12 protein-coding genes are annotated in these 13,549 nt (G+C 36.5%); 2 read left to right on the top strand and 10 right to left on the bottom strand.

From position 1 onward, the window contains the following. Position 1: 1 nt before the first annotated feature. The 9 genes from NKG37_RS05260 to NKG37_RS05220 all read right to left on the bottom strand — a co-directional run bounded on the left by NKG37_RS05260 (position 2) and on the right by NKG37_RS05220 (position 11,390). The gene (locus NKG37_RS05260; RefSeq protein ID WP_016201624.1) at positions 2 to 1,186 is read right to left on the bottom strand and encodes a processed acidic surface protein; all 1,185 of its coding nucleotides are present in this window, start codon (positions 1,184 to 1,186) and stop codon (positions 2 to 4) included. A gap of 121 nt (positions 1,187 to 1,307) precedes the next feature. Next, the gene (locus tag NKG37_RS05255; RefSeq protein WP_254415922.1) at positions 1,308 to 1,970 is read right to left on the bottom strand and encodes an SIMPL domain-containing protein; all 663 of its coding nucleotides are present in this window, start codon (positions 1,968 to 1,970) and stop codon (positions 1,308 to 1,310) included. Positions 1,971 to 2,313: 343 nt separating this feature from the next. Beyond that, a complete protein-coding gene (locus NKG37_RS05250) occupies positions 2,314 to 3,522 on the bottom strand; it encodes an MFS transporter (RefSeq protein ID WP_254415921.1) in 1,209 nt (402 codons plus the stop codon). A gap of 13 nt (positions 3,523 to 3,535) precedes the next feature. Further along, the gene (locus NKG37_RS05245) at positions 3,536 to 3,955 is read right to left on the bottom strand and encodes a MarR family winged helix-turn-helix transcriptional regulator (RefSeq protein WP_101728918.1); all 420 of its coding nucleotides are present in this window, start codon (positions 3,953 to 3,955) and stop codon (positions 3,536 to 3,538) included. A gap of 195 nt (positions 3,956 to 4,150) precedes the next feature. Further along, the gene (locus tag NKG37_RS05240) at positions 4,151 to 6,157 is read right to left on the bottom strand and encodes a catalase (RefSeq protein ID WP_169189455.1); all 2,007 of its coding nucleotides are present in this window, start codon (positions 6,155 to 6,157) and stop codon (positions 4,151 to 4,153) included. Positions 6,158 to 6,433: 276 nt separating this feature from the next. After that, on the bottom strand, positions 6,434 to 7,870 hold the full coding sequence (locus NKG37_RS05235; RefSeq protein WP_016201629.1) for a flavin-containing monooxygenase: 1,437 nt from the start codon (positions 7,868 to 7,870) through the stop codon (positions 6,434 to 6,436). Positions 7,871 to 8,318: 448 nt separating this feature from the next. Beyond that, on the bottom strand, positions 8,319 to 8,768 hold the full coding sequence (locus NKG37_RS05230; RefSeq protein WP_254415920.1) for a hypothetical protein: 450 nt from the start codon (positions 8,766 to 8,768) through the stop codon (positions 8,319 to 8,321). Further along, entirely contained in the window at positions 8,765 to 9,523 is a 759-nt protein-coding gene (locus NKG37_RS05225) for a hypothetical protein (RefSeq protein ID WP_016201631.1), read from the bottom strand. The genes NKG37_RS05230 and NKG37_RS05225 overlap by 4 nt, the downstream gene beginning before the upstream one ends. Before the next feature lie 625 nt (positions 9,524 to 10,148). After that, on the bottom strand, positions 10,149 to 11,390 hold the full coding sequence (locus NKG37_RS05220) for an IS110 family RNA-guided transposase (RefSeq protein ID WP_254415919.1): 1,242 nt from the start codon (positions 11,388 to 11,390) through the stop codon (positions 10,149 to 10,151). Positions 11,391 to 11,693: 303 nt separating this feature from the next. Here NKG37_RS05220 and NKG37_RS05215 point away from each other — a divergent pair, with 303 nt between their 5' ends. Together NKG37_RS05215 and NKG37_RS05210 are read left to right on the top strand one after the other, a co-directional pair. Then, positions 11,694 to 12,140 (top strand): hypothetical protein, encoded by a 447-nt coding sequence (locus NKG37_RS05215; RefSeq protein ID WP_016201632.1) that lies wholly within the window; start codon positions 11,694 to 11,696, stop codon positions 12,138 to 12,140. Beyond that, positions 12,128 to 12,415 (top strand): YxcD family protein, encoded by a 288-nt coding sequence (locus tag NKG37_RS05210; RefSeq protein WP_016201633.1) that lies wholly within the window; start codon positions 12,128 to 12,130, stop codon positions 12,413 to 12,415. Before NKG37_RS05215 ends, NKG37_RS05210 begins: the two co-directional genes overlap by 13 nt. Positions 12,416 to 12,474: 59 nt before the next feature. On the opposite strand, the gene NKG37_RS05205 is transcribed toward NKG37_RS05210, so the two are convergent. Next, positions 12,475 to 13,512, bottom strand: a complete 1,038-nt coding sequence (locus NKG37_RS05205) for a PTS sugar transporter subunit IIC (RefSeq protein ID WP_016201634.1) — start codon at positions 13,510 to 13,512, stop codon at positions 12,475 to 12,477. Positions 13,513 to 13,549 lie beyond the last annotated feature (37 nt).

The following is a 13,549-nucleotide window of genomic DNA, read 5'->3' as shown; positions in this document are numbered from 1 at the left end:
GTTAAATCTCTTTTTTACGAGATCTTTGTAATAGGAACAGACCAGCTATCATAATTACTGTTCCAATCAATATATTCTGTACATAATTTGCTGCTGTTTTTGGAAGCTTTGCGCCTTTTACTGTTTGTATCGTTTGAGGTTTTTTCACCGTTTTCTTTGCATCAGCAGTTTTTGCAATAATCTCCTTTGCTTCTTGCAAATCTTTTCCGGTTTCTTTAATCACTTCACTACCAAACATTTCAGCCGTAAAAAGAATATCAGCTAAAAATTGTCCTTCTTTACTATAAATCTCTAATAGTAAATCAGCACCATTCGTAGATTGTAAGGATAATAGATTATTTATTGATATTTGCTCTTTTTGCCCATCTTTTACAAGGTAGTACTGAATATCAATTTGAAAAATATCAAGTAATTCTGTGAAAATACTTAATAGCTCGCTAATTTGTTCCGCAGTTAATTCATCCGCCGATTCAAATTCTTCAAAAGCAATCATTCGATCACTAAGGACGAGTAAACGATCTAAGACAGTAGGGTCCTCAAAATCTAGTTTCTCCAAATGGTTTAATAGATTTTCAATTTCTGCTTCTGTTAATCCGATTTCATCGAATAAGCCAAAAATTTCTTCATCTGTAAATAAACCATTCTTATAGAGATCAACCATATAATCAAGGTCCTCAATGTATTCGTAATCATCTAAGGAATCATTGTTGTTTATTAAAAAGGCCTCTAGCTCCTCTTTTGATGCAAAGCCGTACTTAGTTAGTAACTCTTGAAGATTTTGTTCATCAATTGGAGTACCAAACTCACCGTTGATATAAAAGTCAACAAAATCATAAAGTTCTTCCGCGAAAATAAGATATTCTCCGTCAAGAACATCTTGACCTTTATCTATATCCCCATTTTCAATAAGAAGTTCATTTAATTCTTCTCTTGTTAATTCAAAATCTATTAATACTGGCTGAATGGACTCTTCACTGAGAGGAGTGCCTAATTCGTCAATCGAATAAAAATCTTCTAATGTCCATCCTTTACTTGTTAAGTAGCTAATATATGCTTCCTTTTCCCAGCCGATATCTTGTAAAAACTTTTCAAGTTCCTTATCATTAGTTTCTATTGCAAATGAAGTACTAGGCAATAGAGTAAAGCAAAGAGAAAAGCAAATTACAAGAGATAATAGTTTTTTCATAAGTTCCCCCTAGGAAATATTAGTAGTATTACCAGATAATTATAATTGGTAGAACAATTTTTGAATAGAGGGGAATTTATAAAATAATAGGGAAATATTAGAAATAGAAAAATGTTACTTTTTAATAGGAAAATTTAGCTTCAACCTTCGCTTCTATCATTAACTGTCCAGGTTCTAGATTAGTAGAAACTCCTCCTACCTCCGCAAATGAGACTTTTGCAAGCGGGATAGGAACATTAGATCCAGATGGAATCTCTAGTACCTTTACTGGGATAGGGTCTATTGTTATGCGCAAGGTTTCAGCAATTGCCTTTGCCTTTGATAAAGAATCTTTAATTGCCTTTTGAAGTGCTTGCTCGTAATGATCTGAACGATTGCTAACATCAAAGTGAATACTGGTCACTTGATTTGCACCGTTTTGTACGGCTGTATCAATAACAGTACCAGCAAGCTGAATTGTTTCTACGAGGATAGATAGCAAATGGGTTACTTTATAGCTTTTGAAAACTTGTTTATTCTCTACGTAGTCATACTGAGGAAAAATAGTATAGTCAATGGTTTGAATATTGGCAGAAGGGACGCCTAAACCTAAAATAGAAGTCACAACCTGTTGGTGTGTACTAGCATTTTCCTGCTGGGCAGTTGTTACATTTTTGGACTCTGTGTTAATACCAAGTGTGATCTTGCAAATATTCGGTTCAATTGACAACGTACTATTTCCATATACTGTTAAGCTTCTTTTTGACGGGACATGTGTGTAAGAAAGTGGAGAGGAAGGGTACATTATTATTCACCTCTGTATTTTTTATTAATTCTATAACAGTTGTTTATGTGGCAGTGTTTATTCGTCTCTTAAAATTTTCTTCTATATATGAAATACGTGATCCATTACCTTTTTTCCTTCTTTAGAAAACGTCTTATATCGCTTGGAACTACTTGTTTGGTGTATGAAAGTAGGAAAAACAGTTTTATAAAGAATATACAGATTATAGAATTATATGAAGAAAAAATTCAATCCTAATAGATATTTTGAAAAATATGATCCATCCGGAAAAGGATATGATCCAAAACAAGAATATATGATCCGATCTCAAAAAAGGACTGCCTATTCAAGGGCAGTCCTTTTCTCACATAGAAGATGAAGCAAAAACTTTCGTCTTTCTTTCTAATCTTCCATAAAGAAGATAATAAAGAACGATAACAACAAGAGCCAGGGCGCTTAATATCATATAAAGATGAGGATACCCAGTAAGCGGTATAAGGAAACCAAGTACATATGGGCCAAAGCCTAAGCCTGCATCTAAGAAAATGTAGTAGGTAGATGTTGCAAGTCCAATGCGATGAGGAGCGGTCACCTTGACTGCTACAGCTTGAGCACAGGATTGCATATTACCAAAACCAAATCCAATGAATACTCCAGATAATAATAAAGTGAAGCTGCTTTCTGACTGGCTTAATAAAAGCAGACCTGCACTAAGTAGAATGATAGCAGGATACATGACGTAATTCGCACCCTTGCTGTCCATTAGTCTGCCAGTAAATGGTCTGGAAACCATAATCGCTGCTGCATAGACGATAAAAAAGAAGCTAGCTGCATCTACGAGATTAATTTCCTTTGCATAAAAATTAATGAAGGATAGAACGCTGGAATAGCAAAGGGAAACAAGTAGGATAATAAAAGCGATAGGTAAAGCCTTTGGCTCCAAAAAGCTAGATAGTTTTAAGCCCTTTGACTCGGCTGTATTTTCAACTGTAGCTTTTGTTAACTCAGGTACGGTTACTAAAATTCCAATAAAAAGAGAGATGATTCCTAAAAGCAAACAAAAGCTAAAAATAATTTGGAAGGTGGTATGCTGGCTCATAAATAATCCAATGAAAGGGCCAATGGCAGTTGCTAAGGTGGTGCTCATGCTGAAATAGCCAATTCCCTCACCTTTTCGGGAAGATGGAATAATATCTGCCACAATAGTTCCGGCAGCAGTACTAGCAATTCCAAGTGTAATTCCATGTAAAAATCGATTAAATAAAAGAAAATTAATACCCAAATCTACAAAATAGAGACCGGTAGTAATCGTAAAACATAGAAGACCGATCATTAATGTTTTTTTCCGGCCAATACGATCGATGGTCTGCCCGATAAATAGGCGGCCAATTAACGTTCCGATAATAAAGATTCCTGTTACTAAACCAGCTTGACTTGTTGTAGCATGAAATTCATCGACTGCAAAGACAGCGATGGTTACCATTAATAAATAAAAAATAAGCGTTAAAAAGAAATTGACAGAGGAAATAACAATAAATTCCTTTGTCCATAATTTATCCTTTGGCGTTTCCACTAAAATAATCCCCCTATTTTAATAAATTATTTCGAATACTGCTCATAATTTGAATCGCTTCTTTTAAATCATTTTCAGTTAAATTATGAACGATTTCTTCTTCAAATTTGTCGACAGCAATACGTACTGTTAAATACGTTTCTTTTCCTAGTTCGGTTAACTGCATTCTCTTCTCGCGTTTATCTTGGCTTGTCATCTGTTCTACGTAGCCTAGTGCTTCCAGCTGTTGGATTGTTCTTGTAATCGTTGGTTTCTCCACCCCTTGATAACTAGAAAGCTCCACTAAGGTTGCAGAACCATATTCATATAAATAAAACAGGATGGTCCATTGTGCCCTTTGAATATGGTGGGTTCCTAACACGTGCACAAGTTTGTTTTCAAATGGTCGATACAGCAATAATAGTTGCTGAAAAAAACGCTGTGATGTTTTCATAAGTTTTTCCTCCTTTCGAAAATGGTTATCTAAGGTAACTGTTATCATTGGTAACTATTAATATAGCAGATACATAAGGTACTGTCTACGGGGTAAAAGTATAGTTTTCACTAAGGAAGGCTTATAAATGTAAGGTTTGGGAGGAATAAAAAAGATTTGCTTATATCTGATGAATATAAGCAAATCTTTTTACGATTATACGGTTCTACTCCAAAATCTAGCTTCTGCTACACCTGTAACAAAGTTATTAATGGTAACTTTAGTAAGATCAAATATACCAGGTTCATTTATGGTGACTCGGCTTTTTTCTAGTGCAGCATAGTCACTTACGGAAATACCTAGAGGTTTAAAGTGATTAAAAGTCATTTCTATAAATTCGATGGCTTTATTCTCGAGTTTGCCATTTGTGCTAATAAGTAATGCAGCATCAAAAAGGCTAGCATCGGCAGTATCATATGTGTCTGTTACTTTTAATTCTCCATCTATCGTATGCAGATTTTTATCAACGATGCTAAAATTGACTTTATTAGCTGCTAAAGCCTGAACCCATTGAAGTAATTGGGCATTATCTGGCTCTCCGTTTAAAAGAATCGCAACACAACGAGTGTCGGGTTTCTTTACAGTAGTGGCCATGCTTAAGGCTGGAGATTTATTGGCTGATTTTACTTCTAGGTTATCTTTAGGCAATACTGCCCCAATGTTATTAGCAACTTCTTCTGCAATACTGCGATCAATGCGGTTGAGAAGTTCTACCGCATTGTTTTTAACTGCTTCTGATTTGCACTTTCCAAGTTCAAAACTAAAAGCATCTCTCACATGCTGTTGTTCAAATGGTGTTAAGCTATTATAAAAAAGTTTAGCTTGTGAATAGAAATCAAGGAAGCTTTCACTACGCCCCCTAATTTTTCCACCATCCACTTTTTCCTGATAATGCTCATAACCGCCTTGATCAACAGGTACTGGTTCTGGCTGATTATTATTCAATCCATTCTTATGATAGCTTGTTTGTCCCTGATGAATGGTCATTTGATGCATACCATCTCTTTGATTATTGTGAAAAGGACATACTGGTTTATTAATCGGAATTTGGTGGAAGTTAGGTCCGCCCAGTCTAGATAATTGGGTATCTGTATAAGAGAATAGACGCCCTTGTAATAATGGATCATTGGAAAAATCGATTCCAGGTACAACATGTCCAGGGTGGAAAGCAACTTGTTCTGTTTCCGCAAAGAAATTATCTACATTTCGATTCAAGGTTAATTTCCCAACAATCTTAACAGGAACCTCTTCTTCCGGCCATATTTTTGTAGGGTCTAATATATCAAAATCAAATGCAAATTCATCTTCTTCAGAAATAATTTGCAGACCAAGTTCCCATTCAGGGTAGTCACCTTTCTCAATCGCTTCGTATAAATCCTGGCGATGGAAGTCAGGATTTTTCCCAGCTGCTTTTTGTGCTTCATCCCAAACTTGAGAATGAATACCAAGTTTGGGTTTCCAATGAAACTTAACAAAATGAGCTCTTCCTTCTTTATTAACAAGTCGGAAGGTATGCACACCAAAGCCCTCCATCATTCGGAGACTCCGGGGGATAGCTCGATCGCTCATTGCCCACATTACCATATGGGCTGTTTCATGGTTTTGACCAACAAAGTCCCAAAAAGTATCATGTGCACTGGCTCCTTGGGGAATTTCATTATGGGGTTCCGGCTTTACTGCGTGCACGAAATCAGGAAATTTAATGGCGTCTTGGATGAAGAATACTGGAATGTTATTTCCAACTAAATCATAATTGCCTTCGTCTGTATAAAATTTAACAGCAAATCCGCGCACATCGCGAACAGTATCACTAGAACCTCTAGAGCCTTGGACAGTAGAAAATCGAACAAAAACAGGTGTTGTTTTATTTGTATCATTTAGGAAATCAGCTTTCGTGTATTCTTCAAGAGATTCGTATAATTGAAAAACGCCATGTGCACCGACTCCACGTGCGTGAACAATACGTTCAGGAATTCTTTCATGGTCAAAGTGAGTCATTTTTTCCCGAAAGTGAAAGTCCTCCATTAAGGTGGGACCTCTTAGTCCAGCTTTTAAGGAGAATTCATCCTCTGCCATTTTTAATCCTTGATTGGTTGTTAATCCAGCCTGTTGTTCATTATCAATGGTGTATTTTTTTAACTGCTCGATTTTTTTGTTTTCCATCAAAATACCTCCTAAATGATAATATGTATCAATTAATAATCATTATTTTTATTTATACCCAATATTATGTATTTAAAACATGCCAAATAAAAAAGCTAAGACTGCCTATAAAGGGTCCTAGCTCTGTTTATCACACACTTCACGGACAGATAGACTCAACCGAAAGCTTGCAAGAATTAGAGGAAAACAGGTGGAAGAACCATTATCCGTAAAGGGTCTGAATGGTTAAATAACCATTAGTGAGGGAGGAACCCCACACTAATGGAAGTTTCCTTTTTAAATAACTTCTGAGGTGTCTTCTTGATTTACAGGCCATTCCCCTGTAAATTCTTCGACATCGTATTCGTAAAAATCTTTTAAGTTAGCGTCCTTATCATCCAAAAATAATTCATCCGTAATGGCTGTAACAATACGGGGGATTCCATATCTCATGCCAGAAAGGGCAGAAGCAGATAAGCCACAGCTAATCAATGCAGCATAATTAAAGGAGTATATGCCATGAAGCAATGGTTCGCCTTCTTTGTCACGGCTAATAAAAGCGAAGCCAGGGCTCAAATAAGGATGCGCATCAAGCGTTGGAGCTGCAATTTCTGCTGGAGCTGCATAGCGGTCCTTCCAACGGGTGATATGCTTTTGTATTAAACGTAACTCTGGACGCAATTTAGGGTCTGTTAATAAACCAGTGCTAATGAATAAGAAATCAAATAAATAAGTACCTTTTGGGGTAATTATTTCTGCTTGCTTTCCTTTTTCTGTTACTTTCACCCATGGAGAGCTAAGGTGAAGATGGAATCCTGACCAGGAAGATGCGCGATTAAAGGTATCATTTGTTGGTGGTTGATTATGCTGAAAAAAGTGAGCAATGCCTGCATATTTATCTTTGTCTGATAAGGCAGGAAAATGCTCGATCATTCCAGACACTTCCATTTGCCTGATAGGATTAATACGTTGCATTTTTTTGCGCCGAACGAAAACATGAGCTTCGGCAATCCCTTGAGATAAGGCGTAATGGGCATTATCAAAAGCAGAGGCACCACCACCCAATATAGCGATTTTTTTCCCTTCTAATGAATCAAAATCAATTAGTGAGGAGGTATGAGCATATAAATGAGAAGGAAGATTATCAGAAATCATTGGAGGAACATGCCATTCACCGCCCCCTTGGATACCAGTAGCCAGAATTACCTTTCGAGCAAGCAAGGATGAGGAAGCTCCCTTTTTTTTAATATGCAGTCGATGAAGCCCCTTTTCTAAAGGTTCAATTAACGTTAGCTTTACTTCATTTTGAACAGGTAATTGAAGGGTTTGCCGATACCATCTTAGGTAATCCATCCAATCTCCACGGGGAATTTTATCAATCTTTTCCCATCCTTCTACCCCAAACTGTGCTTCCCACCAAGAACGAAAAGTAAGAGAAGGAACTCCGAGATCAATAGAGGTTAAATGTTTAGGAGTACGTAATGTAACCATACGGGCATAGGTCTCCCATGGTCCCTCTAGGCCTTCTTTATTTTCGTCGATTACAAGAATGTTTGATACTCTTTCACGTAAAAGACCAAATGCGATTCCTAAACCAGATTGTCCGCCACCAACAATGACGACATCAAAAACATGTCCTTCTGCATGCGTCTTTGGACGAACCCAATTTGGTCCTCGATAATTAAGGTAAGCTAGATCTGATTGTACGCGTTTATTTAAGGTTTCTAAGCTCATAATACTAACTTCCTCTCCTTTTAAAATAAGGCTGTTTTCGTAAAGTTTGTTGCAATTACCCGCAGTCGGAATACACTTTGCTTTTCGTAGGGCTAAGCTTAAGCCTCCTCAGCTTCGCCTCCGGGGTCTCAGACTGTCTCGCTAATCCACGTGGCGTCTTCGTGTATTCCGGCTGCTCCAATTTTTCTACTAATTGTTTTCTCCTATTGAAAAAACAACAATCCTTTAGAAAACAGCCTAAAATAAAGTATATGTAAACATTCCTCACATCAATATGCCATGCCAATATATTAACATGTTCCTTTGTTTATTGTATGTATATAATATCTAAATTTTCTAAAATCTTTTAGTTAATTCGTTTAAAAGCTTTACATTAAAAAAACGAATAATTACAGAAGTCTAAAGCTCTCACCATTGGCTTTTTGGCTTTTGTTATTATTCGTAAATGTCACATTCTTTTTCTCATGCCAACACTCTGTGCCTTATTCCTCCATAATATTTCTTTAATGATTGGGGCATCTTCTTTTGAGCTTTGGATAAGTACAATAATTTCTGGCATGCTTGGATGCATCTTATTTTTTTTCTTTCGTTGGAAAAGATACAAGCAATAACCGCTGAAAAATCCGATAATCGCTGCAAGGATTCCACTAAAAATTGGTCCTACTACTAATTTAAAGCCCACGCTTGCTCCAATGACTGCTAAACCAGTAGCAAATGCAATACCGATTTCAAAAGAAGAAACATGTAGATCTGCAGAGTCCTTTTTTTTATTGCTTTTAGGAGGGAATTCATCCATATATAGTACCATCATTTCTTCCGGAAGGATCCCTAATTCTTCTATTTCGGAAAGTGCACGCTCGATTTCGATAGATGGTTGAAAGGTTCCGACTATAATCATCCCTTTGCACCTCTTAAACTAAACTTGGAACCTGCATACCGATCTGTTAAGCGTTTTTGTTGAGAATCATTTGCAAGCTTATTATGTTGAATACAGGTAATATACGAATGGTAAACAGAACCCCCAACTACTGAAGGCATGAATAGTAACCAATGTGGATTTAAAATGGTAATGGAAGAATCGAAATTACCTGTAATAATCAATACGATAGCTTTATGAGCGTGAGATAGTATAACATATGTCCACCACCAAAATATCGCATAAAATCCTAAGAATATTCGATGGTTATACAAATGTCCTAATCCAGGAAATGTTAGAGAATAGAGAATCCCTAAAAGAGGACTCTTATTTTGCAAATATTGTATTTCAAATGGAAATATTTCTAAACTAGCTAAATCTGGTGTAGAGAGTTCAACGAATTTATTTAATTGAATGGCTGAACGATAGCTATCCCCTATAGTTATTAAATAAATAACAATATAGCCAATCATCCAATCTATATTGATAACCGATTTAGCTAGCTCTATTTCTCCGCAAAAGGAGTAAATCATAGCTTCATTAATGTGGGCACCAGTATTAATAATCACTTCTAAAATGGTTAGGAGCGTCGCACGAGCATACTGATTAAGAAGGTAATGCCCAAATCCTGGGAAAACAGCTGACCACCAAGCGACTAAACAAGGTTTTTGATGCATTAAATAGGTAATACCAGCTGTACTATACTTTGCTTGAGGAAAGGTTAAGCTTGTACTCATTTACATACCTACTTACTTATTTTGGAATATACATTAGGTTATGATATTAACAAAATCCTATTCATGTATTTACAAAAAATAGGAGGTGGAATTTTTAGTAGAAAGCGGAATATTAAGGAAGTATTTATCCCTCTCTGTCTGTTAAGATCCGATAAGTAGGAGGAAGAACTCCTGCTGATGGAAGTTTTCTTTATATGTTCATCATGTGAATAGGCTTTCATCATATAAGTTGACTAGACATGTTGTTTATATTAAAATGTATTTATACTTAAAAATTGCATACTCCAAAGGGGAGTAGCTAACAGTTACGTCGTCAATACGCGATTAAATCGCCGGCTTAACTGGCAACTGGATGTTGTTTGCGAGACCTTTGCCGTTCTTGGTAAAGGGATAAATAGATACATTTTTAAAGCCTTTACCAATCAAATGGGAGGGCTTTTTATTTTTCCTGCAAATACTAACAAGGTAAGGAAAATATAAAGTCTAAGGTATGCTTAGTATACAAAATCGATGATAATTATCAGGAGGAATAAGTCTGAAATAATTATTGAAATCACTATCTCAAAAAGAATGCATGACAAATAAACCATCATTGGATGATTTTTTTAAAATTTATACGACAAAATCAAGATGCTTCTAACACATGATAACCATGGTTTTTAGCTAATAAAATCGCTTGTTCTACCGTGATTTCACGGTTTACTGGAAGAACATCCGATTTTAAATATAATTCAGCGTTATAGGCTTCTTTCTTTTTGAGAATATTGTAGATAGCTGTTAAAAGCATTCGTGCAATCGCAATAATTGCTCGTTTGTGACCACGGCGTTTTCTTAGCCGTAGGTAACGGTTTCGAATTTCGGGATGTTTTTCACTTTTAACCACTGCGGTTGCACATTGCACCAAAAGTGGTTTTATGTAACATCCAGCTCTTGAAATTCTTACTGACTTTTTCTTGCCGGCACTCTCGTTATTTGTGGGTGTAAGTCCTGCCCAGGAGCATAAATGCTTAGCTGTCGGAAACACGTCCATATCAACACCTATTTCGGAAACCACGGCAATGGCGGAAAAAATGTTTTTAAAAGACGGAACAGTTAAGATTAAGTTGATTTCATCATGGTAGGACGCGGCAAGTGAAAGAATAATTTTTTCAAGATCTGCTTTACGGGCTCCAAGGTCTTCATAATGTTGTTTAATAACCTTTAATTTTTCAGCCTGTTCAGATGTAATGTATCCATCAATAGCGAGCTCGAGTTCAGGAAGTTTATGCTTCATGGAGCCATGAATTAAAGGTTCTAAATCAAATGAGGTGTCTAATGGATCCTTTAGTAGCTTCTCAATAATGTTCATGGAGCTTTTGCCGAAGGTATCCGAAACAATATTTCCAAGCTGAATATTAGACACAGTTAAACTGTTTTGAAGACGGTTTTTCTCACTCGACATAAAGTTAGTCAGCTTGAAGCGATAACGCATAAGGTCACGAAGCTGCCTAATCTCAAGTGGAGGCATAAAGCTTCCGGCTACAAGATCATGTTTAAATAAATCAGCAATCCATTTAGCATCTTTTTTATCGGTTTTTTTACCGCGGATTGCCTTGACATACTTAGGATGCGCCAAGGTGATGTTACAGGAATCTTCTAGTACATTGAACACAGGAATCCAGTATTTCCCGGTAGATTCCATACAAACATCCTGACAATCATTTTCACAAAGCCATTGTGACAGCTCAAGCAATCCTTTTGTATAGGTTGAAAAGCGATGGCGTTTGTAAGTGGTTACTCCTTTGTAAGTGGAGGCAATACAAGCCACAACAAAGGATTTGTGGACATCAATTCCACAACAAATGGGATAAACAATTTTTAAAGCCATAGGGAAAACTCCTTTATAAGATTTATAGGGATAGACAACATTGACTGATTGCCCAGCGATAAACGAGTAATGTTTATACAAAGATAAGTCTGCGTGCTCGAAGTCACACTTATTTGTGCTTGGAAAGGCAATCTACACATATAAAAATGCGGTCACTCCACAACTGGAGCAGCCCACTCACCTCCGCGTGATTTGTAGTTGATTGGTATCCCTATGGCTATAGATTTGCCAAAATAACGCTCAGTGCAAACTTGTTTCATTACGTTTTGTGCCTTGAGCGAAGCGAAAGGAATGGATATAAAAATGAAGAAAATTTTATCAGCAATTCTCACATTAGGATTGGTTTTATCACCAGTAAGTATCGTGTTTCAAGACTCGGTTACAACAGTTGAGGCAAAGTCTTATAAGTCCGGAAAAAGAAGCTTTAACAACAATAATAGCAATACAAATAATAATTCCTTTTTCCAAAAGAAAAATAATACAAACGATACGACAAAATCAAATCAATCTAGTACAACAAATAAATCAGGTGGCTTCTTCTCTGGCGGCGGTTTAATGAGAGGTTTAATGGTAGGGGGGCTTGCTGGTTTATTATTTGGTAGCCTTTTTGCCAATATGGGAGCATTTGGATCTATTTTAGGGCTGTTAATTAATATTATTGCGATTGTATTGGTATTCAATTTAATCAAGAAATTATTCACTTTCTACCGAAACAAGAAAAGAGAGGAAGCAAATAATTGGAGAAACTAATCATTCCGGAACAAGATATTATTAATGCGATATGTGTTTATATCTCGCGAAAAAAGCAAGTGCGACCAGAGGAAGTAGAAGTAGAGCTAATGTATGATGATGACTATGGATTTTCTGCCGAAGCATACGTCCAAGATCGTAAACAAGTGCTAATCACTCAAAATATGATTGAAGCACTGCGATTATGGTTAGATGAGTATTTAAATATGGATCCCTATATGGGGTTAAAATTAGTGCTCGATGAAGAAGAGGGAATTATTGCGATAGCAAAATAGAGAAAAAGTAGAGGATACCAAGGTTTGTTAACTGGTATCCTCTACTTTTTGGATTAAAATCAATCAAAATTTAATTTATAGTCGTCCGATTTAATCATTTTTAATTTTTTTGAAAAAATGTACAGGAAGAACACATTTAAAAGAAACGGAATAATTAAGAAGGTAGAAACCATTATAGTAATATTTTTACTAGTCCAGCCGCCTTCTGCTAAGCGCATAAAATTCATAGGACCGACTAATCCTGATAATCCAAAGCCAGCGCTATAAGGTGTCCCTTGGATATTTAAATAGCCAGCTAATCCACCTAATACAGCAGCAGTAATAATCATTGGGATAACAATCTTTGGTTTCATAAAGAAATTCCCCATCTGGATTTTAGGTGATCCAAGTACATGTGCCAATGCAGTCCCTAGAGAGTTTGCCTTATAGCTTGCTATTGCTAATCCAATACCTGCTGCGACAATTCCTAGGTTTGCAGCCCCTGAACCAACTCCAGCCAGAGAAATAACGGTTGCCACCCCTACTGTAGAGATAGGAGAAAGAATAATTAAACAGAATACGACAGCAATAATAATACCCATTAGGATAGGTTGTAGGTTTGTAATATTTTCGATTGCAATACCGATTAATCCAGTCGTAGATTTCATATACGGCAATAATAAATAGCCCGCCATTCCTGGTATTAAAATACATAAGGTTGGTAGTAGAAGAATAGAATATGCTTTCAAGCGGTCGCCGACAAAGCGAACAAATAATACCGCAAGTGCAGCGGTAATACCAGTATTTATCACGACCCCAATGCCATTTAAGGTAAATAATCCATCTGCTGTTTTTTGAACAACACCACTTCCAACCATTGCGGCAATGCCGATACTAGCTGTTTGAATTGAGGACAGCTTGAAGGATATTCCGACCATTACACCAATCAACACAGGTAATAAGCTCATAATAAATGCAGTAATATCTAAAACGTGCTGAAGCGGAGGAAAGAAAGGAATAAAGAGCTTTAATATTTCACCAAGTAATGCATTTGGGATTAAAGAAACGACGATTCCGATACTCATACCATTTAATAATTTACTGAAAAACTCTTTCACCTTAGAACTCCCCATTCTCCTTGAATTTGGAGTTTAT

This window comes from Niallia sp. RD1, from assembly GCF_024219955.1.
GTDB lineage: Bacteria > Bacillota > Bacilli > Bacillales > Cytobacillaceae > Niallia > Niallia alba.
This window is presented reverse-complemented; position numbering and strand designations above follow the sequence as displayed.

Coding starts and splice junctions, on each gene's coding strand:
- NKG37_RS05255 (WP_254415922.1), bottom strand. CDS start 1,970: ATGTACCCTTCCTCTCCACTTTCTTACACACATGTCCCGTCAAAAAGA.
- NKG37_RS05225 (WP_016201631.1), bottom strand. CDS start 9,523: ATGAGTACAAGCTTAACCTTTCCTCAAGCAAAGTATAGTACAGCTGGT.
- NKG37_RS05220 (WP_254415919.1), bottom strand. CDS start 11,390: ATGGCTTTAAAAATTGTTTATCCCATTTGTTGTGGAATTGATGTCCAC.
- NKG37_RS05260 (WP_016201624.1), bottom strand. CDS start 1,186: ATGAAAAAACTATTATCTCTTGTAATTTGCTTTTCTCTTTGCTTTACT.
- NKG37_RS05235 (WP_016201629.1), bottom strand. CDS start 7,870: ATGAGCTTAGAAACCTTAAATAAACGCGTACAATCAGATCTAGCTTAC.
- NKG37_RS05230 (WP_254415920.1), bottom strand. CDS start 8,768: ATGATTATAGTCGGAACCTTTCAACCATCTATCGAAATCGAGCGTGCA.
- NKG37_RS05215 (WP_016201632.1), top strand. CDS start 11,694: ATGAAGAAAATTTTATCAGCAATTCTCACATTAGGATTGGTTTTATCA.
- NKG37_RS05240 (WP_169189455.1), bottom strand. CDS start 6,157: ATGGAAAACAAAAAAATCGAGCAGTTAAAAAAATACACCATTGATAAT.
- NKG37_RS05245 (WP_101728918.1), bottom strand. CDS start 3,955: ATGAAAACATCACAGCGTTTTTTTCAGCAACTATTATTGCTGTATCGA.